Source organism: Stenotrophomonas maltophilia, from assembly GCF_900186865.1.
In the GTDB taxonomy this organism is placed as follows: Bacteria; Pseudomonadota; Gammaproteobacteria; order Xanthomonadales; family Xanthomonadaceae; genus Stenotrophomonas; species Stenotrophomonas maltophilia.
This window is the reverse complement of record NZ_LT906480.1, coordinates 2042792-2067329: the sequence shown is the minus strand read 5'-3', so window position 1 is coordinate 2067329 and position 24538 is coordinate 2042792. Positions and strand designations below refer to the sequence as shown.

The following is a 24538-nucleotide window of genomic DNA, read 5'->3' as shown; positions in this document are numbered from 1 at the left end:
CATAAATCTCATACGCCGAGAAGCCGAATTTCGCTTCGCCACGGAATCAACAATTCAGGAACAGCGACGACAGCTGCTGCCCGATCAGTAGCTAGGACATTAGTCGCTCACGCCGACCCTGATCGTGTCGCTGTCAGGGTCGAACGGCGGCGGCTCTAGGCTGGCCGCGCGCATGAGCCCCTCAAGCCTATAGATATGGCGGATCAGGCGAAGCTCCCTGGCTTCCATGCGGCCAACCCGTTCGCCCAGCCGGGTCACTTCCTCGCGCATCAGCTGGATCACGTTGACCTCGGCCCCTTCCCTGGCTGTCTCTACGAACTGCTTGCGCCACCACAGCGCGACGCCACCAGCGCCGACCATCAGACCGCCAATGGCCGTGCCAATGGCCTGCCAGTCCACGTCGACCCCGATCATGGCACCACCGTCCCGCCGGCCTTGCGGTACACGGCCAGCAGGTCGACAAGTTTCTGTTCGTGCTGGCCGTAGCCAGCGCCCGGCAGGCTCGCCCAGATGTTGCTGACCGCCTTGATTGCCTCCGGGATCTTGCCCGCCTGGATTAGTGGCAGCGCGCGACGCTCCCGGATCTGCTGCAGCGCGATCAGATCCTGGCTCAGCGGAGAGAAATCCTTCAGGCCGAGCGTCTTCTTGTAGGCGTAGTAGTAGCGGCGCAGCAGCTGATAGCGGCCGGCAGCGGTGGACTGGATCTTGAGCTTGGGCAGATCCACCAGCACGCGCGGATGGTCGGCGTAGCTCTTGAACAACTGCCCGCCAACGATCACGTCATAGCCGCGGTCCTTGGTGGCCTGCTTGCCGTTGTCCGTACCTTCGGACCAAGCCAGCATGTCAAGAAAGGCCACGACGTTCACGCCGCCAGCCTGTTGGGGAGTGATCTGCGCCATGGGCTTTCCCAAAAAAAAGACCCCGGAGATCCGGGGTCAGAATGATTAAAAATTCGAGTCTCGCCTTACTCTGCGAGCGCGGAGAGGGTCCTCATCTCGGAACCGTCTCTTGTCTGCTCTACCACCAAATGAATCCCGCCGCGACCATCGATAATTCTCACCTCGGGCGCGTCGTCGCCGGCAACTTCTTCAAAAGCCTCCGCGATGCCCCGATAGGGTGCCTTCGCAATCTTCTCGACATCGAACCAAAGGTACAGCTCTTCATAGGTCACGTGGCTCACGCCATGCAGCCAAGCCTTTTCGATACGGCTAAGCAGTGCAGAACGGTGTCTCTTTTCCTTTGGCAACGGCATTAGATCACCTCAAAAAATTTGAGGCTCTAGATTAAACAAAAAATCTAATTTAAACAAGATTTTTTGATTTATCTCTGCTGCCCACAGAAAAAGCCCCCGAAACGCCCCGGATGCTTCTATGTCATCGTGCCGGAATTAAACCCCTTGCAGGTGGCACCTGTCAAGCTGTCTCGCGCGCGCGTTAGGCAGCCAAAGCAATGCCTGCAAGCATCCCGTGAATCCGGTCCTCCCCGCGCCGCGCCAGCTCCAAGTAAGCCTTCACGTGCATCATTGGCTCCCCCGCGTTGGCTAGAAGCAGCTGGGCCGTCTCGTACCGCTCGTTCTTCACCCTGCCCCTTCCGCAGAACCGCGCGCGCAGGACGCAGGCCATTGCCTTGCTGTCTCGTGCAATCACGGTAACTAGGTCCTCGACGCGCTGGGCTCGAGTGTCTACGGTCATCGGTTTGAATCCCTGAGCCTGGCCCGGCAGGTCCCCTTGGTAGTCGATCAATGCCTGTAGGACGTTGCACGACTGGTGCCCTAGGTAGTCGCAGTCCCGGTGTAGAGCAAACTGCACCCCCCAATACTCGAGTTCCGCCCGCACGTAGGCCCCGAAGGTATCAACCTGCATGACATTGCTCCCAGCTGGCCGTCAGGTACTGCACCCGCCCGCCGCGCGCCTTGAATTCCTCCACCGTTTCAGCCGAACCAGTTGCGACCGGCCTGGCCTTCACCCGCTTCGGGCGGGAAACCGTGTTGTGGTCCATCCGACGCTCGCGTGGCGCACGCTGGGGGTTGATCCTGGGCGCCATGGCCTTCGTCTTCTTCATGCTGCCGCCCTCAGTTCGTTGATGTAGGTCTGGTTTGCGATCAGCTCGTCGTCGGAGCCGTATGTCTCGTGGAACGTCCGCGAGCCATCCATCAGGCTCGGGCCGTAGATCTGGCGCATCGTCGCGAAGGTGTTCCCCTCCATCGGATGCCGCATGTGGTGCCACTTGCAGAGCGCGTAGCCGAGCAGGTGGCCGCGCCGCAGGTTCCCGCTCTTGGCGTGGTTGTAGTCGCAGCCGTAGACCACCAGCTCCGGCTCCAGCAACTCCTGCAACTGCAGCGCTAGGCAGGCCATGCACGGGCCGGTCTTGGCCAACTCGATGCGGGCACCCTCTTCCCTCGTCGGTGGCGGTGCCTTCGACCACATCAGCGCAGCTCCGGGATCGGGCCGGCATAGCGGGTGATAGGTATCTGGCGCATGCCGTCCCGCCACACCGTCATCCCGCGCGAGGCGTACATCACCAGCGGCTTCACCCCGTAGCCATACGCCAGATACCAACCGGCCACGGCCACTGGCTCGCTGACCAGGCGCACTTCCAGGTCGAAGTGATCGGGGCTAGTCATGCGGCCTTGCCTGCAAGCAGCTCCGCGATTTCCATCAGACGCGCACGCGTCCTGGAATCGGCGGTCGGCGAGGCCTCAACGGTTCCAGCCAGCAGCGCCACCGGATTGAACGCGGGCGTAGCTGGAGGCAGCGCAAGGTGTTCCGCCACCTGCTCGTGCGTCAGCTGGCCAGCGGCCACGGCCTGCAGCAATACCCCATCCCGGCCAGACGCGTCGGCGCCAAGGGACAGCTGATAGGTCGCCGTGCGATGTGCAGCGCGCGCTTCCTTCACCAACCGGGCGTACACCTCCAGGAACGCCGGGCGGGCCGCGATCTTGTCGCCCGCCAGCACCAGCGGCAGTGCCGCAGCCCACGCATCGCGCGTTTGCTCGGTCCAGACCACGGTTGCGCCTTCGTCCGCGGCACGTATCGCATTGGCCCAAGCCTCATTTGGCGCCGGGTGTCCGTCCTCGATGCGCTCAAGAACTGCGGCCAGCGACAGACGGCCTTTCAACTCCCGGCGACACGCTGCCAGCGCGCGCTCCAGCATCGGCAGCGGGTACTGCGCCAGATCCGACACCATGAACACGGCCGCGCTCGGGCTGATCCGGTCGCCGATAACTTCGGCCGTGGCAACCAGCAGCTCAACAAGCCGATCCTGCTCAAAGTCACTGAGCATTGCTGGCTCCCTTGATCTTCCGCAGCAGCGCCTTGGCTTCGTCGGCCGCGTTGGCGTTGGACTGCGTCTGGTCCTGCTGCTGGGCGCTGGCCTGCGTCATCTGACGGCCGGTGGCCCACTGCGTGCGGTATGCCTCGCACTTCGTCAGCAGCGCGCCCAGGTCGTGCATGTTCTGCACCACGTAGCGCTCGTTGACGGTCAGGAACCACGCGGCGACCAGCGGCGCCTCGCTATGGCCCAGCCGCTGCACGATCTGCCGGACGTTGCTGTTCACCTTTGCGTTGCGCACCGGGGCCACACCGTGGCGGGTGCGGTAGGCGCTGGCATAGGCCCCCCAGGTGGCCCGACAGGCAGCCTGCAGGTCGGTCTCGGAATCCACCACCGGCGGCGCGGCCATCAGGCCCGCCGGAAATGGCGGTTCTCCTGACGGTTCCTTGAGGGTTATATGACGGTTAGGCGGCACGGGGCGCACCCCCAGAGCTGCGCCCGGTGCATCCCCTCCTGCACGGGGCGCATCCCCTCCTGCAGCGGGCGCACCACCTGCAGGGGGCGCATCTCCTGCGCCCGGTGCAGCCCCTGCTTTTCCTGCCTTTCGCCCAGCCTTCGACGGCGCAGCAGCTTTGTCGAAGTTGACGGGGGTCACCTTGTAGACCGTGCTGCTGTTGAAGCGGCGGTCACGAGTAAGCAGACCCACAGCCTCCAGATGATCCATTGCCGTGCGCACAGCGCGCGCCGACATGCAGCAGCGCGCGGCGATGGTGCCCACCGCCGGCCAGCACACACCGTCGTCGTTCGCCTGATCAGCCAGCGAGATCAGCACAGCCTTCTGCGTGACGCTCAGGCCCTGCAGCGGCCAGCATTGCGACATGATGATGGTCGACATGTCAGAGCCCCAGCGTCATGTTTTCGCCCGGCGCCACTGGCCACCAGGTGCAGGCGCTGCGGCCCGAGACGGAGCAGGGCTTTTTCGGGCCACGCCAAACACGGCCGGTTTCTGCCAGCTCGGGCAGCCGGCGTGCGAGCACGTAACGACACATGCCGGTCTGTTGGGCCAGTTCATTGCTGGTGAGGCCGGGATGGCGCTTCACGGCGGACGCTGCTGCGGCCTGCTGGTCACCCTGCAAGCCGGATTGAACGACGTACTGTGCGGCCTCGTGACTGGTGCTGAGGTCGGTTGCTCGGGCCGGATGATTCATCGACGCGCCCTCCCCTTGGCAGCAGCGCGCGACACGTTGCGGATCAGCCGGTGCGCCATGGTGATCAGCGAGTTGGCCTCTTCCACCATCAGCTTCGCTTCGTCGCTGTCGATGTGGCGATCGGTCATCGCCTCCACAGCGGTGCCGGACAAGCGCCCTACCCGCGTGGTGATCTCCAGCAACTTCGTCTGGATGGCGCCAATCTCGTCCGACCAGCCGCCCTCCGGTGGCGGCGGCACGGTAGCCACCGCCATGCCGAACTGGCCTGCCAGCGCCTGCATCCAATCCAGGGCGTAGTCGCTGCCGCCCGCCTTCTCCTGCATCCACTCGGTCAGCAGTTCGGCGATTTCCAGCGTTACCGATTCGCCCTCCAGCCCGCGCAACTTCGCGCGCAGCGTCTCCGGGTGCATGGACTTGCCGCGGCGGTCGGCTAGGAAAGCGGCCGCGTCCACGACACCGCCGGGCGTCTTGCGCACGGAGTTGTAGAGAACGTCGAGCCAGTTGAGAGCGGATGTGCGGCAGGTCATGGGTCACCTTGGGAGGGACGGTTTTTCAAGGTTTCGGGCTGTGCTCGGGTGGCGCAGGATTGGCGCCATGGAGATCAACAACTCAGGGACGACGGCCGGAAGTCACTTGCTCGAAAAGCGCGGGCCGCAGAGTGCGGGCGGCAGCCAGCCCAGCATTGAAGATCAGTGCGATATCCTCGCCAGCGAGGTCGTGCTGCACCGCGTATTCGCGGATGCGCGACAGGTGGTGCTCCCGCACCTGCTCGGGGGTCTGGTCAGACATTGGGGTTCTCCATGGAGACGGAACAAATCGAAACTCGCGGCGCGGACGGCCGCAGGGTGTGGGTCATCAAGCACTTCACTCGCATCGACACTTCGGACTTGGACGGGCCAAGCTGGGTCGAGGGGATGGCAAGGCACACACTCGGAGACGGCAGCGCCGTCAATGCCGACGCAGACGGATTTGAAGTGGTTGCTACTGGCGAGCGCCTGGTTCGGCTGTAGCCCATCACGCCACCTCAATCGGGGCTATGCGGTCTGCATCGGGATCGTCGTTTGCCGGCTTGGCCGGCTCCTGCTGTTCGGGGTGCCCAAGCAGCTTCATTACCTGCGGCAAGGCTGGGATAGGCGCGTCATCCCCCCAATCGGCCACTTGAGCGGCTGGCAGGTCCAGCACCTTCGCCAAGTGCGCCGTGCTGGTCATACCCAAGCGGTCGAGCAGCGCGCGTTTGGTGACAGCGAATGTGCCGACAACGTTCCCGGACCCGTAGCTGAACTGCTCCGGCTTCATGGCTGCCAGCCGAAACGCGGCGTCCGCGCGTGGCGAACGGGTTCGGCCAGCACGGATTTCCCTGATCGCGTTGGGCGTGACGCCCATCCCGCGCGCCAGCTGATCAACAGTGGCGCCAGCGCTCAATAACCCTTCGATATGAGATTTCCAGTCCATGGACCACGAAGCTACAGGATTCTGTAGATTCAATCAACAGCATTCTGTTACAGATTTCTGTGAGCATGCAGGGATGCAGACGATCGGTGACCGAGTAAAGGAAGCCCGTGCCCAAAAGGGGATCTCTCGATCCGCCCTGGCGACGGCATCGGGGGTGGGCTACAGCACGATTTCCGAGCTGGAGCGCGGCGGTATGCAAACAAGCACTAAGCTGCGGGTTCTGGCCGATGCCCTCGGCGTCTCCCTCGCGTGGCTGGAAACCGGCAAGGGCTCGATGCACGGCAGCGTAGAAGAGCGCCCTATCTCATACGTCGCGGAGATTGAGACACCACCTGGCTATGTTCGCTTCGACTTGTTCGAAGGGGGTGCGGGGATGGGTGCAGGGATGGTCAACCAAGACTACCCGGAGGTCGTAAAGACCATTGAAGTCGCCGAATGGGAGGTCCGCCGCAAGCTCGGCTACCTGCCACAGCCTGGCAGGATCCAGATCATCACCGGCCGCGGCCCGTCTATGCGCCCCAAGCTGGAGGACGGCGATATCGTCTGGATCGACACCAGCTGCGACTACTTCGATGGTGACGATTACTACCTCATCAACATTGGTGGCGAGACTCAGATCAAGATGCTCCAGAAGCGCGGTGATGGCCTCTACGTGGTGAGCGTCAACACTGATTTCCCGCCTTTCAGACCAGACTCGGACGACCTATCGGTCTTGGGAAAAGCCCTGATACATGCAGGCCTACGGAAATTCTGAGCATAAAAAAGCCCCTGACAAGCAGGGGCTTTTTTATGAACGAAGTATGAACCAAAGCTGAGAATCTTTTTAAAATAAGTCTTGCATTTCAAGAGCGCTTGACTTAGGGCTTATCTCGTGGTTAACTTCCTGAACTGGAACGCAAAGCGCTCAAACAACCATGGGTCGTCTGAGCGTTCTAGGCTAGCACTAGGTTAGAGACGCCACATCTTTAACCTTAAAACAACTCGTCGAATGCCTAATAGAGTTGTTGGAACCAATCTCGTAAAGCAACTGTAAGCCTAATTCTTGAGGATTGCAAATCTAAAGATGAATGCTCGTTGTGGGTTCTCGCTAGCGAATGGGCAAAACCTGAAACACCCATCGTCTATAGAGGAGAACCCAAATGACGAAACGCAGTGCAAAGAAGAAGCGCAGTAGGAAAAATAGCAACCGCACCAACTTGGCCCGTCCGAGCCGATTCTGGTCGAGCAAGAGGCCAAGGGCAACGAAGCATGCAACCCCCAAGGCCTGGTGGCGTTCGCTATGGGACAAGATTCCCTGGCGCTTTGCTGGCTTCAGGCTAGCGGAGTGGCTGTGGAGCAATCTAGCCAAGGTCTGGGACTGGCTGAGGGATCTGATTTCTTCATAAGTCCCCAGAGCAAAAGACAGGCTGCTGTACGGCAGCCTGTCCTAAAGCGTGCGTAGCCAAGAAATCGACGGTCCGCCGTAGATCTTTGCTATTTGAAATTTACAGCATTCTGTTGACTTGATTTACAGTATTCTGTAGTTTCTCTAATGCGCTTTGATCATCCCTCACGCCTTGGGGGAAACGGCGCAGGAGATCAAACATGGCCAGCCTGTCCCTCGGCGCATTCAAACAACTGCAACCCACCGCCACGTCGATGCCAGACGTCAGCACCGGCATCGTCGCCCTCAGCGTTGGCTGCGTCAGCATCCACCTCGGCCCGGAAGAGGCCGACCAGCTGGCCGTAGGGCTCCAGCGCGCAGCGCAGCAACTGCGCTCCGAAAGCCAACGCGCCGCCGCATGAACGCCGTCATCGCCAAGCACTCCCAGGCACAGCGCGCCGCTGCCACCGCAGGCATCGTCGCCCGCGCCGGTAAGCGCTGGGGCCTTCTCCCCTATCAGGTCGTCGTCGCAGCAAGCGTCGCCGCCAATGCCGTTCTGCGGCACGGCCACAGCGCTGCAGGCGCCGTCGCTGCTATCCGCAGCGCAGCGCGCGCCCAAGACGGAGCAGCCTGATGCGCCACCTGCCCCTGCCCTTCTACTGCGCCGTCATCGTCGGCCTACTGCTGGCGCTGCTCGCGCGCGCCATCTACACCGGTGCCGAATCGTTCGTTCTGGTCTTCCTGGCCGGCACCGTCCACTTCATCTGGTGCGGCATGCGCGACCTGTGGCGCAACTGGCCGGCCTTCCGCCACGAAATGCGGCGGCGCACGGCAGAACGACAGCGCGCGCCGATGCCGGCCGACGACACCCACTGACCCCCTGCCCTGCGCTCTCCCCCTGCAGCGCAGGGAACCCGCGCCGGCCGGGTTCCAACAGCCGGCAACCCATCCCAGGAGTCCAGCGTGCGTAACCAGCTCGACATCTTCGATCACGACCCAGCCCGCATGGCAGCGGCCAACCGCGCCGCCGCGTCAGGTCCTGTCCGCCAACTCCTCGTAATTGGAGTAATCGTACTGTTCAACACCGCCATATGCGCGAAAGCGGTTCGCAAAGTCGATGGCCAAGCCGAGGAATACAGCCAGGTACTTACGGAAAAGTTCTATGTCCTTCTCGTTCCCGGTATACGAAAAACTCGGCAATCCGCTCAAGTTTGGGATCGGCGAACTAACCACCATCGGCAGGAGATCTTTGCTCATCTGGTTGATGGTTCGGTTGTAACCAACCAATGTGGCGAGGTCATCGCCGATTTCGTCTCGAAGATTTGGAATTCGATCGAGTACCTGCTCTGTGCCAGGCAAAAACGAGCCACCCGCTGCCCGCAGCGCTCGAACAAAAGAGTCGACACGGTACTTGGGAGCTGTGCCCTGAGAATCCATGCCCACCCGTCTTTCGCATCGCTTTATTTGAATCGCAAGTTGGACCGGGAGCTCAGAGACTTCGTGCAACAGCAGTCTGACGACAATTCGCGCGTTCGCTTCGCGATTGTCCACCGCCTCTTGATGCTGCTGAGCTGCGATCCGGGTCGCTTCCTCCGCGATCTCAGCCGCTCGCTTGGAGGTGCGGTAAGCGAGCATCGCTACCACGGTCGTAGCCACTGCTGCTCCGACACCGACACCTACCGCGGCCCAGTCGGCCACGTTCCCCCAGTCCACCGCGAGCGGGCACATCGCCATCGCGTAATCCCCCTGTCCATGTTGAAGCCGATTCTGCCATGACCTGCATCCATCCAAACGAGAGCTTGGCCGCCTCGACCGACAGCCAGGCGGTGGGCAATGCCTAGGCGCCTATTCCTGCAGCTTGTCTATGGCAGCGCGCGCGGTGACCTGAGCATGTTCGAGAGCTTCCTCCCAGCTATCGAATCGGCCATCACAAAGAACCCACGGGTCAGTCGCAGCAAGCCCAATACGGTACTCGGCCGCGTATCCGCCTTGAACGGAAAAGCGACCCTTGGCGCTGTACGTCGTTCCTTTGTACACGGCCGAACTCGATCGGCCCATTTCCTTCAGCGACATCCTTGCCTCTCGCACATTCATGGAGAAGGGAGAGTAGCTGCACGCAGCAGCTATTGCCAAGAACGCGAGGGACTTCATTGAACTACTACAGCGAATGGGATGCCTACGCCGCGCAGTGGATCCGCAACCTCATCGATGCCGGCCTGATCCCGCCCGGCCACGTCGACACCAGGAGCATCACCGATGTTCAACCATCAGACCTCGCCGGATATCGGCAATGCCACTTCTTCGCCGGCATCGCCGGTTGGTCCCTTGCAGCTCGACTTGCTGGGTGGCCCGACGACCGCGAGCTCTGGACCGGCAGCGCCCCGTGCCAGCCGTTCTCCGTCGCGGGCAAAGGAAAAGCCCAGGATGACGATCGGCACCTGTGGCCCCACTTCCTTCGCCTCATCCGTGCCCGACGGCCCGCTGTCGTCATGGGAGAACAGGTTGCGGCGGCGGTTGGCAAGAACTGGCTCGACGGAGTGTCTGCTGACCTGGAAGCAGAGGACTACGCCTGCCGGGCGGTCGTTGTCCCAGCTTGTGCCGTCGACGCGCCCCATCGCCGGGATCGACTCTGGTTTGTGGCCCACGCCAATGGCGCACGAACCGCGGCTGGGCTATCAGCGTCGGCGTGGGGACACGAAGGGCTCGCAGGAATCGCTGACCACGGTGGTGGTGAACGTGTCTGCGCCGCTGGACGACCCCCGTATTGCGGGCCTGTGGCCGACGCCGACCGCCTCGCTCGCCGACAAGGGCGTGCGATCAACGGAGGGCGCGATCAGGGAGGCAGCGCGGAACCATGGGCCGGATCTGGCTGCGGTGTCGCAGGCAGCAGTCGCGCTATACCCAACGCCACGAGCGTCGGCCAACGAGAACCGGACGACCAAAATCCCGCCCTCGCAGCTGGACGGTCGGCACGGCCTGTACCTGTCGAGCGTGGCCATTGGGATGGAGCCTGCTGGCTCATCGGCCACGACGGAAAATTCCGGCGCGTTGAATCCAGCATTCGTCTGCTGGCTCATGGGGTTCTGGCCCGAGTGGGACGCCTGCGCGCCTACGGCAACGCCATCGTCCCGCAAGTCGCCGCGGAAGTGATCGCCGCCTACATGGACGGCTACCCGGATCCAGACGAGCAGCTGCGCGCTGCGCTGGCCACGAACTGAAGGATTAGAGCATGACCGCACCACTGCCCATTTCCCCGGCCACGGCTGTCGAGGCCACCAAGGCATCGTCGCCTGTCGCCGCAGTTGTCTCTGCGATGCGGCGTGTCGATCCAGCCACCGCTGTTGACGGGCGCCAGGTGCGCGCTTGGGCTGACACCCTTCTGAAAGAGCTCTACACCGCTCAGCCAGTGCGCTGGGAGTGCCGCAACAAGGACGATCACCGGCCTGGCTGCTGGATGCAGGCCGACGCAGGGCACGTCTATGCCGCCCATCAGCGTGGGCTCGTTGTCCGGGCACTGTTCGAAACGCCGCGCGTAATCCAGCCCGAGAAGGTCCATGACTTCCAGCGACGAGTGTGCACGCGCTGCGGGATGAGCGAGGACTGGGCAGGGCCGGATTGCTTCCCACCTGACAACAAGCCCGACCCGCGCAAACTGCTGCCTGTCCACCCGAGCTGGTTCCTTGAGCCGCTGCAGTGGATCCGGGACGCCGGGCCCGCTCCGGTTAGCACGCACGAGCGCCGCCGCAGGGCCACCGAAGCCACTTTCCTGATCGAGCAGCTCGAAGCCCACATCGAGGAGTGCAACAAGCCATGACCCAGGAACATATCAGCCACCCGGAAGGGTTGCCGAACTGCGCCGCCGGCCACCGCGCGCGCCACATCCACGACAAGCGCTACGCCTCCGCCGGCGGAGGCCACCTGGTCGAGTGCGCCTGCAGGTCGACCAGCAAGCATGCCGATCCCGAGAAGGCCATTGCGGCGTGGCGCCGGCTCAACCGCCCCGAGCGCAGCGCGCGCCCGGCCGCGGTGCCCGCGGCGGCCGACAACGTCCTGCAGTTCCAGCTCGGCCTCGCCGAGCGCAAACCCAAGACCCAGCGCGCGGCGCTGGCGTCGACCTGAAGGAGGAAGCCATGGCTACCGAGCCGCTCGTTTTCATCAAGATGCCCGAGGTCAAGCGCCGCACGGGGTTGGGCAAGACCACGATCTACGACCGGATCAGCGCTGGCACCTTCCCTGCGCCTGTGCCGCTCGGTGGCAACGCAGTAGGCTGGATCGAGGCTGAGGTGGACGCCTGGCAGGCTGCCCGGGTGGCGGAGCGGAATGGAATTGAAGCCGCCAAGGCTGCATAGGATGGGGGTATAGGTGGGGGTATCGCTCTCGCGCCCCACCACTAACCACTAGCCCCATCAACAACTTACTTTCACATTGCGGTAGGGCCCACCCCACCATCTGTATGGCCTGTCGAGGCCGCAAGAAGCCGGATCTCCCGTCAATGGAGTTCCGGCTTTTTTGTGCCTGCACGTCGCGCAGGACGCGTGGCGCATAATCGGGATGACACCTCCACACTGCAGCCCCACCCCGCGACCGCCAGAAGGATCTGCCATGAAAGCTGCTTTCACGATTTCCGTACTCCTTACCGCCCTCGCCGCAACCCCAGCCACGCACGCCGCGGCACCGGCCATCGCGCCCCCCGGCACCGCCACGCTGGAAGCCCTGCTGGCCTGCAAGGCCGGCTCGGACTTCAGCGAGGCCGACGCCATCGATGCACTGCAGGCCGCTGGCCTGGCCAGGAAACCGGGTGGCACCTTCGAGCCGGAGGACAAGCCGGTCGCCCTGCTCGGCGGTACCGTCACCAGTGCCGATGTGAACGTGGCCGAGGGCGAGAAGAGCCTCTTCGTCTACTTGAACGGCGTTGACGCCACGCATCTGGCCAAAGCGTGGTCAGTGAACACGGTCAACGAACACGCCAACACGGAGGAACCTTCATACGTGAAGACCATCGACAAGCGCCACACCCTGCACGTGATCGCAGGCGATGACTACGAAGGCTATTCCGCTGCCGTGAAGTGCCAGATCTCGCGATAACGGGTGAAGCCCGCTACAGCCAACGCCGCACACGTTGGCGGAACATCGGATACACGTCGGGGAAGCGGGCCAGCAACGCCCGCTCTTCCGGCATGATCTGCAACCAGGTGATGTAGAGCACGAACAACGGCACAGCCAGCAACGCGATCGTGTTCTGCAGGTACAACATTGCGCCAGTGAGGATCGTTGCCTGGCCCAGGTACATCGGATTGCGCGTGTAACGGTACATGCCGCGCGTGACCAGCGCGCTTGATGCCGAAGGGCGCAGCGGATTGACCGTGGTGCGCGCCCGCTGGAACGCAAGCTTCGGCAGCAGGTTCAGCGCCACACCGATCCCAATCACCCCGCCTGACATCAGCGCCCGCATCGGCAGTGGCAAGACCGCCTCCGGCCACAGTCGGCTCCCAAGCCAGCCGATCCCCGCGCACAGCAGCATCACCAGCGGCGGCGGGATCCGGGTCTCAAGCCACGTCATCGCAGTCCCTGCATAACTCCATTCACCCCAGTGTCACACGGAACCGGCTGAATCGCTTGGATGGCAGCGCCTGAGCGCCCCAAACCGACCGCCCGGTATCTTCCGCTTTGACATGCCGACCGCTAGAGTGGCGCCACCGCGCAGGAGGATCGTATGGCAACCACGGGCTTGGGCTTCATCGGCCGCACGACCCTCATCATCACTGTGCTGCTCACCCTGGGCGGCTGCGCCACGTTGCGCCAGTTCGGGCCGTCGGTGCAGGTGGCCTCGGTCACGCCCGGTCAGTACATCGCGCTCAAGCGCGGTGACATCCTCACTTCCGGCAAGCTCAGCGCGGCGACCACGGAGACCTTGCGGGTGGCCGGCCTCGATGAAGGCGTATGCGCCAAACCGGGCCTGCCCTGCATCGAGGCGATGGAAAGCAGCATCGTGGTGCGCGAGGAAGACAAACGCTCCAGCCTGGCCGAGTTGTGGCTGCAGTATGCGATGACCCTGCCGGCGCCGAAGCGTGAGTACTCGGCATCCGGCCGCGCCAAGAGCGCGATCACCGAGCTGGATGCCGATTTCCAACCGCGCCTGGATGCGTGGATGCAGGTCGCGCGCCAGGCCTATGCGTATCTGTTCTTCACCGAGCGCACCGCCAACCAGCGCGGCTTCGAAGATCGCCAGACCCAGGTGCGCGACTACTACAACCTGGCCGTGCAGGAAGCCTCGGTACAGCTGTACGACGCCTATGCCACGGGCCGCGTGCACGGCCAGGCCAACCACTTCCAGCTGGGCCGCTGGACCTTCGTGCTGGCCCCTTCAGGCGAAGCATCACCGCTGGATACGCGTACCCCTACCGAACTGGTACCGGCGGCCTCGCTGTCGTTCACTGGCACGCTGCGCAGCGTGCATCGCCGCGATGGCTTCGGTGCCGAGCTGGTGGCGGTGATGAACGATCCGGCTGGCAGCACGGCCACCCCGCCTTCGGCAGCGACGCCCGCCGCGCAGGCAAGCACCTCGGCCGCGCAGAGCTGGAGCGAGATGCCCTCCCCTTCGATGACGGTGCTGCTGCGCTTCTCGGGAAAGAACCTGTGGGAAGTGCTGCACGACGACGAGCCGGAGCTGGAGATCCACGATCCCTACCAGGTCACGGAAGTCACCCTGCATGGCCAACAGGTTCCGCTGGCCGCGAACTTCACCGCCGGCTATGCGTTGTGGCTGGCCCGTTCCAACTTCAGCCACCAGTCGCTGCGCTCGCTTTTCGGTGGCAAGGGCGGCATCGACACGCCGCACCTGTACATGATGCAGCCCTACGATCCGAACCGCCGCGTGCTGCTGATGATCCATGGCCTGGCCAGCAGCCCGGAAGCCTGGGTGAACGTCGCCAACGAACTGATGCGCGACGACGAGATCCGCCAGGACTTCCAGGTCTGGCAGTTCTACTACCCGACCAACATGCCCATCGCGATGAGCCACGATGCGATGCGTCATACGCTGTCCGAAGTGCTCAAGCATTTCGACCCCAGCGGCAAGGCGCAGGCTTCGCATGACATGGTGCTGGTCGGGCACAGCATGGGTGGCGTGATCGCGCGGCTGATGATCTCCTCTTCCGGCGATCATCTGGTCGACACCCTGCTGGAGACTGCGCAGATGACGCCGGCACAGCGTGAACTGCTGCGTACCAAGGGCGCGCCGGTGCTGACTTTCCTGCCGGAACCGGAAGTATCGCGCGTGGTATTCATCGCCACGCCACACCGCGGCACCGACGTGGCGGGCACCCGCCTGGGCCGCTGGATCGGTCGCCTGGTGCGGTTGCCGCTGACCGTGCTGGAAGACGTCGCCACCATCGCCAACGACGGCCAGATCGACCGCAATGATGGCAAGCACGGTTACCAGATGAACAGCATCCAGAATCTGGACAAGGACGATCCTTTCGTCCGCGCGGTGGCCGACCTGCCGATGTCGCCGAAGGTGCACTACCACTCGATCATCGCGCGCGCCAAGGCCGATGGGCCGCTGGAAAAGACCGACGACGGGCTGGTGCCCTACTGGAGCTCGCACCTGCCGCACGCGGATTCGGAGAAGGTGATCGTATCCGGGCACAGCGTGCAGGAAGCCACGCCGGCCATCGTCGAACTGCGGCGGATCCTGCATGAAGACATGCAGCAGCATTCGGCCACGGTGAAGTAGCTGCGCGCGGCTGAGGGAAAACCCTCATCGCCTGTACGCATCAGCCCTTCTATGCTGGATTCCACCACCCCACTGGAGGTCCGCATGAACACGCAAGAGCCCAGCCGCCAGCCCAGCCCCGACCCGGCCGAGCGCGATGCCTTCTTCCCGTCGCCCTACTCGCTGTCGCAGTTCACATCGCCCAAGAGCAACCTGTCCGGTGCCGACTATCCGGACGCACGCCGCGATGGCCGCTGGAAGGTGCTGATGATCGCTGCGGACGAACGCTATCTGCCCACTGCCAACGGCCACCTGTTCTCCACCGGCAACCATCCGGTGGAAACCCTGCTGCCGATGTACCACCTGGACAAGGCCGGCTTCGACATCGATGTGGCCACGCTGTCGGGCAACGCCGCCAAGTTCGAGTGGTGGGCGTTCCCGCGTGAGGACACGGAGATCGGTGGACTGTACGAACGTTACGAGTCGCGCTTCCGCCAGCCGCTGCCGTTGGATGAGGTGGTGGCAGGCCTCGATGCCGCATCGGATTATGCCGCCGTGTTCATTCCCGGTGGCCATGGCGCCCTTATCGGACTGCCGCAGAGTCGCGCGGTAAAGGCAGCCCTGCACTGGGCGATGGCCGAGCAACGTCACATCATCACCCTTTGCCACGGCCCGGCCGCATTGCTGGCCGCAGGCGTGGACGAGGCCGATGGTGGTTCGCTGTTCCGCGGCTACCGCATCTGTGCCTTCCCCGATGCGATGGACCGGCAGACGCCGGAGATCGGCTACATGCCCGGGCAGCTGCCGTGGTTCTTCGGTGAGCGCCTGGCGCAGCAGGGCGTGCAGATCGTCAATGACGGCATCGATGGCAGCGTGCTGCAGGATCGCCTGCTGCTGACCGGCGACAGCCCGCTGGCCGGTAATGCGCTGGGCAAGCTGGCCGCACGCACGCTGCTCGACGCCTTGGCCAGCCGCTGACCCGGATGAGCGAACTGGTGCAGGCGTTGCTGGAACTGGAACGCGCCCGCTCACTGAGTGCGGTGGGCGCCGTACTACGCAGCATCTCTGCACCGCTCGGCTACGACCGCGTGCTGGTGTTCGCCACCGGCACGGGGTTGGAGCGCGGTACACAGCGCGTGTACTGGATCGAGGGCGACTGGTTCGGCGACGGCAGCAGTACCGACCTCGCGCGCTACCTGCACGCCTGCCCGGTCAATCGCCACGTACTGGACAGTGACGCGCCGTTCTTCTGGAGCAAGCGCCAGGGTGTTCGCGGCGAACGCTATCAGGTGGTGAAACAGCCACGTGGTGAAGGCCTGCACGGTCTGCAGGTGCCGGTGTTCGGCACCACCGGTCTGGAAGGCGCGATCAGTTTTGCCGGGACAGCGATCGATGCATCGGCCAGCGCGCGACTGCAGCTGGAAGCTGCTGCAGCTGCAGCATTCCGTGCCGCGCGCCATCTGGCCGAATCGCCTGCCGAGCTTTCGGGAAGCGCACTGAGCAACCGCGAGCGCGAAGTGCTGCGCTGGGTCGCCGCTGGCCGTCGCCAAGCTGAGATCGCGGCCACGCTTGGGCTTTCCACGCGCACCGTGGAGAACCACCTGCGCCACGCGCGGCAACGGCTGGGTGTGGCGACCACCGCGCAGGCAGTGCGTGCTGCCAGCCGTCGCGGCGAGATCGAAGACTGATCACGGCGAGACACTTCCGGCGGCCTGGTTCGCGTGTTACACACGCCATGCGCATGTGCGCGATTGCAGAAGCAAGGATGATGCTTATGAAACTGCAACTGGCCGCGATGGCCGCATTGATGTTGGCATTGGGTAGTGTGGTACCGGCAACCGGCCACGCGGCCGGGTCCCCCGGATCGACGACCGATTGCGTACCCGTAAGGCTTGGGCCCAACCTCGTGCATCAGCGCTGCACCGTCACCCGCACTCTGGCAGACGGCACCGTTCTCACGTCGGTGTACTGGATAGACGAGAACGGTCAGTGGTACCTCCCGGCAGACTGATCTGCATCGGACACCGACTACGACTCCAAGGAGTGTGATCAATGACGCTGCACAATCGAATGACCGCTTTTTCTTTCGCTGCAGTAGTTGCACTTGCCGCCCTGGTGCCCTCGCCGCCGGCGAATGCAGCCGAAGAGGTCGGCCTGCAGGAGGAGTGCGTGCCCTTCCGCATCAGCGGCAACGTGTTCCACCAGCGTTGCACGCTGTACGTGGTCCATGACGACGGCACCCGCGTAGTCAGTGACCACTACAACCGCGACGAGAACGGGATGATCTACGACCCCTGATCGGGCAAGGGGCATCTGCCGGGCGGAGCGTCCAGCGCCCGTCCGGCATCTCCCAGTCGCCCATCCCGGCATACCGCTGCCCTCGCCTTCCATGGCATGCTTCATGAAACCGTTTTCATGGAATGGAGGGATTCCACGATGTTGTCGCGTTTCCGTCGCCCCGCGCTGTGTGCGCTGCTGGTGCTTGCGCTGCCTGCCGTCGCCTGGGCTGCTGCACCGGCGCCACTGAAAGTAATGTCCTTCAACGTACGCACCCCGGCCGATACCGAAGCGGGCAAGCGCTGGCCCGACCGCCGCGATGCCATGGTCAAGGTCATCCTCGATGCGCACCCGGCTGTGATCGGCACCCAGGAACTGGTGAAGGAGCAGGCCGACTACCTGTCCGAACACCTGCCCGGCTACCGCTGGTTCGGCGAAGGCCGCCGTGGTGGCAGCGGTGACGAACACATGGGCGTGTTCTACGACAGCAAGGTGCTGGCCATCGAGGAGTCCGGCAACTTCTGGTTGTCCGATACACCCGACGCACCCGGCAGCATCACCTGGGGCAACCTGTACCCGCGCATGGTCACCTGGGCCCTGTTCCGCCGCCTGGACGATGGCCGTCGTTTCTATTTCATGAATACCCACCTGCCCTACCGCGACGAGGATGAACCGCGCCGGGTGAAGGGTGCCGAGCTGATCGGCAAGCGCGTGGAAGCCCTGCCGGCCGATCTGCCGGTGGTCCTGACGGGTGACTTCAACAGCGAGCCCGGTGGTGACACCTACAAGGCATTCACCCGCCTGCTGCAGGACACCCGTACCCAGGTGAAGGTTCCGCAGGGGCCACGCCTGACCTTCCACGATTTCACCGGCAAGGCCACCGTGCAGCTGGACTGGGTGCTGGTGCGTGGCTTCCATGCACGCAGCTTCCTGACCGATGACCGTCGCATCGATGGCGTGCTGCCGTCGGATCATTTCCCGCTGGTGGTCGAGCTGGACTGGCCGAAGCACTGAACCTGTACGGCAGCCGCAGCTACGGCGGCGGCTGTCGCGACATCAGCCGGTACAGCGCCTGATGCTGGTTGCGTGCCTGGCAGATGCGGGCACCGACCGCCAGAAACACGGAGATGCCGATCAGGCCCAGCCCCAGCATCTGGTCCGGCAGGCGCATGAAGCCGATCGCAGCCGCCATGGTAGCCAACACCATCAGCACTACGACCGCTACCGACAGCCCTGCGCCAGGCGGTCCCGGATCACCAAACAGCATGCGCTGGGTATCACGTTTGTCGTCGCTCATCGCCATCCCTCCCGGAATCTGCCCCACTAGTTACACCGCAGGCCCCGGTTCTGGCAGAGTCAGAAACGTCATGACTGTGACAACGTCCACAGCAAGCGACGCGCTACCCTTCCTCCATTCCCGATCTGCGGAGGACGTCATGGCGCACCAGAGCCGTCTGGCCGGATTCATCATCGACTGCCAGGACACGCCCGCAGACGAAGGCGCACGCTTCTGGGCGGCCGCACTCGGTCTGCAGGCGCAGCCGTCGTATGGCGAAGATGGCGCCGAGTACGCCGACCTGCAGGGCGCACCCGCGGGCCTGAACGTGGAAGTGCAACGTGTCGCTCACCCCTCACGGGTGCACTTGGACATCGAGAGCGACGACATCGATGCCGAGGCAGATCGACTGGAAAAACTCGGCGCGCGCCGGATCGGCTTCGTCAAACGCTGGTGGGTGATGGAAGCACCCACCGGCCATCGCTTCTGCATCGTGCGCATGCGCGAGCGCGACACACCGGCCAATCACTGGCCCTGACAGAAGAAAGGGACGGAAGCCAGTGCTTCCGTCCCCTGCGGTTACTGCACCTGCGCCACGCTCGGCGGCTGCGGTGATTGCCCCCAGCCACCCAGTGCCTTGTACACGCCCACCACGCTGACATTGACCTCGGACTCAGCCGCCGCCAACGCATCGTCGGCCGCCAGCTGCGTGCGCTGCGCATCCAACAGGGTCAGGAAGTCTTCCGAGCCCTCGCGGTAGCGGATCTGCGCCAGCGACTCAGCCCGGCGTGCCGCCTGCGCCTGCTCGACCACGATCGCCAGCCGCGCCTGCTGCTTGGAATAGCGGGTCAGCGCGTTCTCGGTGTCTTCCAGCGCCAGCAGCACGGCCTGCTCATACTGCGCAGCCACACCCTCGGCTTCAGCCTTGCTGGCACGCAGGCGTGCACGCACGGTGCCGAAGTCGAACGCGGCCCAGCTCAGCGACGGCGTCAGCGACCAGGCCTTGTTGTTGCCATTGACCAGGCCACTGGCGTCGCCGCCAAGGAAGCCGACGAAACCGGACAGTGACAGCCGCGGGAACAGGTCCGCAGTGGCCACGCCCACCCGCGCGGTGGCAGCGGCCAGGCGACGCTCGGCCACGCGCACGTCGGCGCGTTGGCGCAGCAGCTCGCGGGTATCGCCCAGCGGCAGGGCCTTGGCAAATGCCGGCACGTCGTGCGGCGCAAGCATGGCGGTCAGCGTTTCCGGACGCTGGCCCAGCAGAACCGCCAGGCGATTGCGCGACTGCGTTTCGGCCACTTCCAGCAGCGGGATATCGGCCTCGATCGCCTTCAGCCGCGCGCGACTGCTCTGCACGTCCAGCTCGCTGCCGGCGCCCAGCTCCCAGCGCGCCTCCGTCAGCTTCTGCGTATCGCGCAGGTTGACCAGGGTGTGCTGGGCCACCGCGATGCGCTTCTGCGTACCGCGCAGCTCGAAGTAGTTGCGTGCCACTTCGGCGGCGACCAGTACCTGCGCATCGGCCAGGTTGGCCTGCTCGGCGTCCAGGTCGGCGCGCGCGGCTTCTGCTGCACGCCGCTTGCGGCCGAACAGATCCAGCTCCCAGCCGGCATCGAAGCCGAGCTGGTAGCTTTCACTGAACACCCGCTGCCCACCCAGCTGCGGATCGGGTTGCTTGCGGCGGTCGTAGCTGCCGCCCGCGGTGATGTGCGGCGCCTGGTCGAGGCGGCTTTCGACGAACACCGCGCGGGCCTGGCTGACGCGGGCCACGGCCACGCGCAGGTCCAGGTTGTCCGACAGTGCGCCGTGCACCAGTTCTTCCAGCACCGGATCATCGAACTGCGCCCACCAGCTGGCCACCGGCGAGGTAGTGCTGAACACCGGCTGCTGCGCCCCCTGCAGCACCACCGGTTCCTGCACCGGCGCCTTGTAGTTCGGACCGACGCTGACACAGCCCGCCAGCACCAGGCTGGAGACGGCCATCGCCAACGTGCGGATCACCATGGCAGCACCTCGCCCAGGTAGGTGAAGCTGCCGCTGGCACCGGATTCACCGATGAGTGCCATTTCCACGCTGGAACGCGCGCCTTCGCTGATTTCGATCTCGCCGTTGCCGCCGTTCATGTCGGTCTTCACGTAACCCGGATGCACGGTATTGACCTTGATCGGCGTGTTGCGCAGTTCGTAGGCCAGGCTCAGGGTCCAGCTGTTCACCGCGGCCTTGGAGGCGTTGTACGCCGGAATCTTGAAGTCATAGATGCCCGAGGAGGGATCCGCGTGCAGGGTCTGCGAGCCGAGCATGCTGGACACATTGACGATGCGGCCGGACTTGGCCTGCTTGACCAGCGGCAGGAATGCCTGGGTCACCGCCACCAGCGCATACACGTTGGTGTCGAAGGTGCGCTTCCAGGTCTCGAGCGATTGCTCCGACGGCGCCTGCGCGGGATTCTCGATCATGATGCCGGCATTGTTGACCAGGATGTCGAGGCGGCCATGGCGCTGGCGTACCTGCTCGACTGCTTCGGCGATGCTGGCCGCGTCGGTCACGTCCAGTTGCAGGGCTTCGACCGGCAGGCCTTCAGCCTGCAGCTTCAGCGCCAGCTCAACGGCGGTCTCACGCTTGCGACCGGCCAGCAGCGTGTGCACGCCCGCCTGGGCCAGCTGGCGCACGGTTTCCAGGCCGATGCCACGGGTGGCGCCGGTGACCAGCGCGATCTTGTTCTGATGGGTATTCATGGATGCATGCCTTGTGAGGGGGAAGCCGCCGCCGGGCATTGACCGGCGACGACGGGGTTCCATGTCAGTGGTGGATGGTCGGCTCGCCGTGCTGCACCAGCTGGCCACCACCGTTGCGGGTGACGAACTTGCGCAGGGCCACGTAGAACACCGGGGTGAGGAACAGGCCGAACAGGGTCACGCCCAGCATGCCGGCGAACACGGTGATACCGGTCACCGAGCGCACCTCGGCACCTGCACCGTGCGACAGCACCAGCGGCACGGTGCCGGCGATGAACGCGATGGAGGTCATCACGATCGGGCGCAGGCGCAGGCGGCAGGCTTCCAGCGCAGCTTCAACGATTCCCTTGCCGCCCATCTCCAGTTCTCTGGCGAACTCGACGATCAGGATCGCGTTCTTGCACGCCAGGCCCATCAGCACCACCAGGCCGACCTGCACGAACACGTTGTTGTCACCGCCGGTCAGCCAGACGCCGAACAGCGCGGACAGCAGGGTCATCGGCACGATCAGGATCACCGCCAGCGGCAGCGACCAGCTCTCGTACAGCGCGGCCAGCACCAGGAAGGCCAGCATGATCGCCACCGGGAACACGATGAAGGCGGCTTTGCCCTGGGTCGCCTGCTGGTAGCTCAGGTCGGTCCATTCGGTGGTCATGCCCACCGGCAGCACCTTGCCGGCGATCTCGGTCAGCTTGGTCATCGCCTCGGCCGAGGACAGCAAACGCGGGTCGGCTTCACCGGCCAGGTCCGCTGCCGGGTAGCCATTGAAGCGCAGCACCGGGTCCGGGCCGAAGGTCTGCTTGATGGTGACCATCGAACCGATCGGCACCATCTCGCCGCGGTCGTTGCGGGTACGCAGCTTGCCGATGTCCTCGACCGTCTCGCGGAACGGACCGTCTGCCTGGGCGATCACCTGCCAGGTACGGCCGAACTGGTTGAAGTCGTTGACGTAGGCCGAACCCAGGTAGGTCTGCAGGGTGTCGAACAGTTCGGTGAGCTGCACGCCCTGTGCCTTGGCCTTGACGCGGTCGACCTCGGCATCCAGCTGCGGCACGTTGGCCTGGTAGCTGGAAATCGGGAAGGCCATGCCCGGCGTCTGCGCCACGGTGCCCTGCATCGCCTGCACCGCATTCTGCAGCGCGCCGTAGCCCAGGTTGCCGCGGTCCTCGATGAACATCTGGTAGCCGTTGCCGTTGCCCAGGCCGAGGATCGGCGGCGGCATCATCGCGAAGGCGAAGCCTTCCTGCAGGCCGGCGATCTTCTGGTTGATCTCGGCATTGATCTGCGCAGCGGTACGGCCATGACGCTCGGCGAAGGGCTTGAGCGGAATGAACGCCACACCGGTATTGGGCGTATTGGTGAACTGCAGCGCGTTCAGGCCCGGGAACGAGATGGTGTGGGCCACGCCATCGGTTTCCTGGGCGATCTTGGCCACCTTGAGCAGCATTTCATCGGTACGCGCGATCGACGAACCTTCCGGCAGCTTCACGCCGGCGATCAGGTACAGCTTGTCCTGGGTCGGGATGAAGCCCGGCGGCACCAGCTTGAAGATCACGCCGGTACCGACCAGCAGGATCGCGTAGACCACGAACACCGCGCCACGTCGGCCGAGGATGCGGGCCACGCCACGCTCGTACTTCTCCGAGCTGGACTTGAAGAAGCGGTTGAACGGACGGAACACCCAGCCGAACAGGCGGTCGATCAGGCGGCTCGGGCCATCCTTCGGTGCGCCGTGGGCCTTCAGCAGGCGCGCGGCCAGGGCCGGCGACAAGGTCAGCGAGTTGATCGCCGAGATCACCGTGGAGATGGCGATGGTGACCGCGAACTGCTTGTAGAACTGGCCGGTGACACCGGACAGGAACGCCATCGGCACGAACACGGCACACAGCACCAGCGCGATCGCCACGATCGGGCCGGACACTTCGCGCATGGCCTGGTGGGCCGCGGCGGTGGGCGACAGGCCTTCCTCGATGTTGCGCTCGACGTTCTCCACCACCACGATCGCGTCGTCGACCACGATGCCGATCGCCAGCACCAGGCCGAACAGGCTCAGCGTATTGATCGAGAAGCCCAGCAGGTACAGCGCGGCGAAGGTACCCACCACCGACACCGGCACGGCGATCAACGGGATGATCGAGGCACGCCAGGTCTGCAGGAACAGGATCACCACCAGCACCACCAGCGCGATCGCTTCCAGCAGCGTGGAGACCACGGCCTTGATCGAGTCCCGCACGAAGATGGTGGTGTCATACACCGCTTCGTACTTCACGTCGGCCGGCATGGTCTTCTGCATCTCGTCCATCGTCGAGATGACCTGGTCACGGATTTCCAGCGCGTTCGCACCCGGCGACTGGAAGATGCCGATACCGACCGCGTTCTTGCCGTCCAGCTGCGAGCGCAGGGTGTAGTCACCGGCACCCAGTTCAAGGCGGGCCACGTCGGCCAGGCGCACGATCTCGCCATCGGTGCCGCTCTTGAGCACGATGTCGCCGAATTCCTTTTCGGTCTTCAGCCGGCCCTGGGCATTGATCAGGGTCAGGAACTTGCTGTCCGGCAGCGGTTCGGCGCCGAGCTGGCCGGCCGACACCTGCACGTTCTGCTCGCGCATGGCGCGCACCACGTCGCTGGCGGTCAGGCCGCGCGAAGCCACCTTGTCCGGATCCAGCCAGGCGCGCATGGCGTAGTCGCCACCACCGAAGATCTGCGCATCACCGACGCCCGGAATGCGCGCCAGCGCATCCTTGACGTGCAGGCGGGCGTAGTTGCGCAGGTACAGGGTGTCGTACTTGCCTTGCGGGGAGGTCAGGTGCACCACCATCAGGAAGGTCGGCGACTGCTTCTGCGTGGTCACGCCCTGCCGGCGCACGTCCTCGGGCAGGCGCGCCTGCGCCTGCGCCACGCGGTTCTGCACCTTCACCGCCGCTGCGTCCGGGTCGGTGCCCGGGCGGAAGGTGACGGTCATCTGCAGCACGCCGTCGGAACCGGCGACCGACTTCAGGTACATCATGCCTTCGACGCCGTTGATGGCTTCTTCAAGCGGCGTGGCGACGGTCTCGGCGATGACCTTGGGGTTGGCGCCCGGATAGACCGTGCGCACGACCACCGACGGCGGCACCACTTCCGGGTACTCGCTGATCGGCAGGATTGGAATCGTGATCAGGCCTGCGGCGAAGATCACGATCGACAGCACCGCCGCGAAGATCGGCCTGTCGATGAAGAAACGGGAAAAGTCCATGGAGGAATTCC

Annotated in this window: 36 protein-coding genes and 1 pseudogene; 17 read left to right on the top strand and 20 right to left on the bottom strand. The window is 64.3% G+C overall.

Features of this window, described 5'->3' with window-relative positions:
• Nucleotides 1–99: 99 nt before the first annotated feature.
• From CKW06_RS10055 to CKW06_RS23800, 13 genes are all read right to left on the bottom strand, one after another.
• On the bottom strand, nt 100–414 hold the full coding sequence (locus CKW06_RS10055; protein ID WP_024956461.1) for a hypothetical protein: 315 nt from the start codon (nt 412–414) through the stop codon (nt 100–102).
• Nucleotides 411–899 (bottom strand): glycoside hydrolase family 24 protein, encoded by a 489-nt coding sequence (locus CKW06_RS10050; RefSeq protein WP_024956460.1) that lies wholly within the window; start codon nt 897–899, stop codon nt 411–413. The genes CKW06_RS10055 and CKW06_RS10050 overlap by 4 nt, the downstream gene beginning before the upstream one ends.
• 65 nt (nt 900–964) lie before the next feature.
• Nucleotides 965–1252: a hypothetical protein gene (locus CKW06_RS10045; protein ID WP_024956459.1), complete on the bottom strand. Its 288-nt coding sequence runs from the start codon at nt 1250–1252 to the stop codon at nt 965–967.
• A 181-nt stretch (nt 1253–1433) separates the two neighbouring features.
• The gene (locus CKW06_RS10040) at nt 1434–1862 is read right to left on the bottom strand and encodes a hypothetical protein (RefSeq protein ID WP_024956458.1); all 429 of its coding nucleotides are present in this window, start codon (nt 1860–1862) and stop codon (nt 1434–1436) included.
• Complete coding sequence (locus tag CKW06_RS10035) at nt 1852–2061, bottom strand: hypothetical protein (protein ID WP_024956457.1); 210 nt, start codon at nt 2059–2061, stop codon at nt 1852–1854. Before CKW06_RS10035 ends, CKW06_RS10040 begins: the two co-directional genes overlap by 11 nt.
• Nucleotides 2058–2426, bottom strand: a complete 369-nt coding sequence (locus CKW06_RS10030; RefSeq protein ID WP_024956456.1) for a Ref family recombination enhancement nuclease — start codon at nt 2424–2426, stop codon at nt 2058–2060. Before CKW06_RS10030 ends, CKW06_RS10035 begins: the two co-directional genes overlap by 4 nt.
• A complete protein-coding gene (locus CKW06_RS10025; RefSeq protein WP_024956455.1) occupies nt 2426–2623 on the bottom strand; it encodes a hypothetical protein in 198 nt (65 codons plus the stop codon). Before CKW06_RS10025 ends, CKW06_RS10030 begins: the two co-directional genes overlap by 1 nt.
• Nucleotides 2620–3282 carry a hypothetical protein gene (locus CKW06_RS10020; RefSeq protein WP_024956454.1) on the bottom strand — a complete coding sequence of 221 codons (663 nt, stop codon included), beginning with the start codon at nt 3280–3282 and terminating at the stop codon, nt 2620–2622. The genes CKW06_RS10025 and CKW06_RS10020 overlap by 4 nt, the downstream gene beginning before the upstream one ends.
• Nucleotides 3272–4165: a helix-turn-helix domain-containing protein gene (locus CKW06_RS10015; protein ID WP_024956453.1), complete on the bottom strand. Its 894-nt coding sequence runs from the start codon at nt 4163–4165 to the stop codon at nt 3272–3274. The genes CKW06_RS10020 and CKW06_RS10015 overlap by 11 nt, the downstream gene beginning before the upstream one ends.
• Before the next feature lies 1 nt (nt 4166).
• The gene (locus CKW06_RS10010; protein WP_024956452.1) at nt 4167–4478 is read right to left on the bottom strand and encodes a MarR family transcriptional regulator; all 312 of its coding nucleotides are present in this window, start codon (nt 4476–4478) and stop codon (nt 4167–4169) included.
• Entirely contained in the window at nt 4475–5005 is a 531-nt protein-coding gene (locus CKW06_RS10005; RefSeq protein ID WP_024956451.1) for a phage regulatory CII family protein, read from the bottom strand. Before CKW06_RS10005 ends, CKW06_RS10010 begins: the two co-directional genes overlap by 4 nt.
• 82 nt (nt 5006–5087) lie before the next feature.
• Nucleotides 5088–5267 (bottom strand): hypothetical protein, encoded by a 180-nt coding sequence (locus CKW06_RS10000; RefSeq protein ID WP_024956450.1) that lies wholly within the window; start codon nt 5265–5267, stop codon nt 5088–5090.
• A 225-nt stretch (nt 5268–5492) separates the two neighbouring features.
• Complete coding sequence (locus tag CKW06_RS23800; RefSeq protein ID WP_024956448.1) at nt 5493–5930, bottom strand: helix-turn-helix domain-containing protein; 438 nt, start codon at nt 5928–5930, stop codon at nt 5493–5495.
• Between CKW06_RS23800 and CKW06_RS09985 the strand changes: the two genes are divergently transcribed.
• The 4 genes from CKW06_RS09985 (at nt 5929) to CKW06_RS09965 (ending at nt 8169) form a co-directional block, all read left to right on the top strand.
• Nucleotides 5929–6684 carry a S24 family peptidase gene (locus tag CKW06_RS09985; RefSeq protein ID WP_231910918.1) on the top strand — a complete coding sequence of 252 codons (756 nt, stop codon included), beginning with the start codon at nt 5929–5931 and terminating at the stop codon, nt 6682–6684. The two genes, CKW06_RS23800 and CKW06_RS09985, sit on opposite strands and share 2 nt — an antisense overlap.
• 830 nt (nt 6685–7514) lie before the next feature.
• Nucleotides 7515–7715, top strand: a complete 201-nt coding sequence (locus tag CKW06_RS09975; RefSeq protein ID WP_024956445.1) for a hypothetical protein — start codon at nt 7515–7517, stop codon at nt 7713–7715.
• Complete coding sequence (locus CKW06_RS09970; RefSeq protein WP_024956444.1) at nt 7712–7927, top strand: hypothetical protein; 216 nt, start codon at nt 7712–7714, stop codon at nt 7925–7927. The genes CKW06_RS09975 and CKW06_RS09970 overlap by 4 nt, the downstream gene beginning before the upstream one ends.
• Entirely contained in the window at nt 7927–8169 is a 243-nt protein-coding gene (locus tag CKW06_RS09965) for a hypothetical protein (RefSeq protein ID WP_024956443.1), read from the top strand. The genes CKW06_RS09970 and CKW06_RS09965 overlap by 1 nt, the downstream gene beginning before the upstream one ends.
• A 156-nt stretch (nt 8170–8325) precedes the next feature.
• Here CKW06_RS09965 and CKW06_RS09960 read toward each other — a convergent pair whose 3' ends face one another.
• A complete protein-coding gene (locus CKW06_RS09960) occupies nt 8326–9027 on the bottom strand; it encodes a hypothetical protein (RefSeq protein ID WP_024956442.1) in 702 nt (233 codons plus the stop codon).
• 111 nt (nt 9028–9138) lie between these two features.
• Nucleotides 9139–9366 (bottom strand): hypothetical protein, encoded by a 228-nt coding sequence (locus CKW06_RS09955; protein WP_024956441.1) that lies wholly within the window; start codon nt 9364–9366, stop codon nt 9139–9141.
• Between the two features lie 2 nt (nt 9367–9368).
• Between CKW06_RS09955 and CKW06_RS24190 the strand changes: the two are divergent.
• The 6 genes and pseudogenes from CKW06_RS24190 to CKW06_RS09930 all read left to right on the top strand — a co-directional run.
• Nucleotides 9369–9893: pseudogene (locus tag CKW06_RS24190) on the top strand (DNA cytosine methyltransferase); the annotation flags it as partial.
• A gap of 49 nt (nt 9894–9942) precedes the next feature.
• The gene (locus tag CKW06_RS23930; RefSeq protein WP_231910914.1) at nt 9943–10443 is read left to right on the top strand and encodes a hypothetical protein; all 501 of its coding nucleotides are present in this window, start codon (nt 9943–9945) and stop codon (nt 10441–10443) included.
• A 79-nt stretch (nt 10444–10522) separates the two neighbouring features.
• A complete protein-coding gene (locus CKW06_RS09945) occupies nt 10523–11107 on the top strand; it encodes a hypothetical protein (protein WP_024956438.1) in 585 nt (194 codons plus the stop codon).
• Nucleotides 11104–11412 carry a hypothetical protein gene (locus tag CKW06_RS09940; RefSeq protein ID WP_024956437.1) on the top strand — a complete coding sequence of 103 codons (309 nt, stop codon included), beginning with the start codon at nt 11104–11106 and terminating at the stop codon, nt 11410–11412. Before CKW06_RS09945 ends, CKW06_RS09940 begins: the two co-directional genes overlap by 4 nt.
• Nucleotides 11413–11423: 11 nt before the next feature.
• Nucleotides 11424–11642, top strand: coding sequence for a helix-turn-helix transcriptional regulator (locus CKW06_RS09935; RefSeq protein WP_024956436.1), 219 nt, complete (start codon nt 11424–11426; stop codon nt 11640–11642).
• Nucleotides 11643–11895: 253 nt separating this feature from the next.
• The gene (locus tag CKW06_RS09930) at nt 11896–12378 is read left to right on the top strand and encodes a hypothetical protein (RefSeq protein ID WP_024956435.1); all 483 of its coding nucleotides are present in this window, start codon (nt 11896–11898) and stop codon (nt 12376–12378) included.
• 13 nt (nt 12379–12391) lie between these two features.
• On the opposite strand, the gene CKW06_RS09925 is transcribed toward CKW06_RS09930, so the two are convergent.
• A complete protein-coding gene (locus CKW06_RS09925) occupies nt 12392–12853 on the bottom strand; it encodes a methyltransferase family protein (protein WP_024956434.1) in 462 nt (153 codons plus the stop codon).
• Between the two features lie 153 nt (nt 12854–13006).
• Here CKW06_RS09925 and CKW06_RS09920 point away from each other — a divergent pair, with 153 nt between their 5' ends.
• The 6 genes from CKW06_RS09920 to CKW06_RS09895 all read left to right on the top strand — a co-directional run bounded on the left by CKW06_RS09920 (nt 13007) and on the right by CKW06_RS09895 (nt 18298).
• Nucleotides 13007–15028, top strand: coding sequence for an esterase/lipase family protein (locus tag CKW06_RS09920; protein ID WP_024956433.1), 2022 nt, complete (start codon nt 13007–13009; stop codon nt 15026–15028).
• Nucleotides 15029–15112: 84 nt separating this feature from the next.
• Entirely contained in the window at nt 15113–15985 is an 873-nt protein-coding gene (hchA, locus tag CKW06_RS09915) for a glyoxalase III HchA (protein WP_024956432.1), read from the top strand.
• A 5-nt stretch (nt 15986–15990) separates the two neighbouring features.
• Entirely contained in the window at nt 15991–16695 is a 705-nt protein-coding gene (locus tag CKW06_RS09910) for a PA1136 family autoinducer-binding transcriptional regulator (protein ID WP_024956431.1), read from the top strand.
• 86 nt (nt 16696–16781) lie between these two features.
• Nucleotides 16782–17018 (top strand): hypothetical protein, encoded by a 237-nt coding sequence (locus CKW06_RS09905; protein ID WP_024956430.1) that lies wholly within the window; start codon nt 16782–16784, stop codon nt 17016–17018.
• A 59-nt stretch (nt 17019–17077) separates the two neighbouring features.
• Nucleotides 17078–17305, top strand: a complete 228-nt coding sequence (locus CKW06_RS09900; protein ID WP_223846394.1) for a hypothetical protein — start codon at nt 17078–17080, stop codon at nt 17303–17305.
• 138 nt (nt 17306–17443) lie between these two features.
• Entirely contained in the window at nt 17444–18298 is an 855-nt protein-coding gene (locus CKW06_RS09895; protein ID WP_005409116.1) for an endonuclease/exonuclease/phosphatase family protein, read from the top strand.
• 19 nt (nt 18299–18317) lie between these two features.
• On the opposite strand, the gene CKW06_RS09890 is transcribed toward CKW06_RS09895, so the two are convergent.
• Complete coding sequence (locus CKW06_RS09890; RefSeq protein ID WP_005409115.1) at nt 18318–18581, bottom strand: hypothetical protein; 264 nt, start codon at nt 18579–18581, stop codon at nt 18318–18320.
• A gap of 139 nt (nt 18582–18720) precedes the next feature.
• On the opposite strand from CKW06_RS09890, the gene CKW06_RS09885 reads away from it, so the two are divergent.
• Nucleotides 18721–19098, top strand: a complete 378-nt coding sequence (locus tag CKW06_RS09885) for a VOC family protein (protein WP_005409114.1) — start codon at nt 18721–18723, stop codon at nt 19096–19098.
• A 41-nt stretch (nt 19099–19139) separates the two neighbouring features.
• Here CKW06_RS09885 and CKW06_RS09880 read toward each other — a convergent pair whose 3' ends face one another.
• From CKW06_RS09880 to CKW06_RS09870, 3 genes are all read right to left on the bottom strand, one after another.
• Nucleotides 19140–20561, bottom strand: a complete 1422-nt coding sequence (locus tag CKW06_RS09880) for an efflux transporter outer membrane subunit (RefSeq protein ID WP_024956428.1) — start codon at nt 20559–20561, stop codon at nt 19140–19142.
• Complete coding sequence (locus CKW06_RS09875) at nt 20555–21292, bottom strand: SDR family oxidoreductase (RefSeq protein WP_005409112.1); 738 nt, start codon at nt 21290–21292, stop codon at nt 20555–20557. Before CKW06_RS09875 ends, CKW06_RS09880 begins: the two co-directional genes overlap by 7 nt.
• A 64-nt stretch (nt 21293–21356) precedes the next feature.
• Nucleotides 21357–24527, bottom strand: a complete 3171-nt coding sequence (locus tag CKW06_RS09870; protein WP_024956427.1) for an efflux RND transporter permease subunit — start codon at nt 24525–24527, stop codon at nt 21357–21359.
• Nucleotides 24528–24538: the final 11 nt, after the last annotated feature.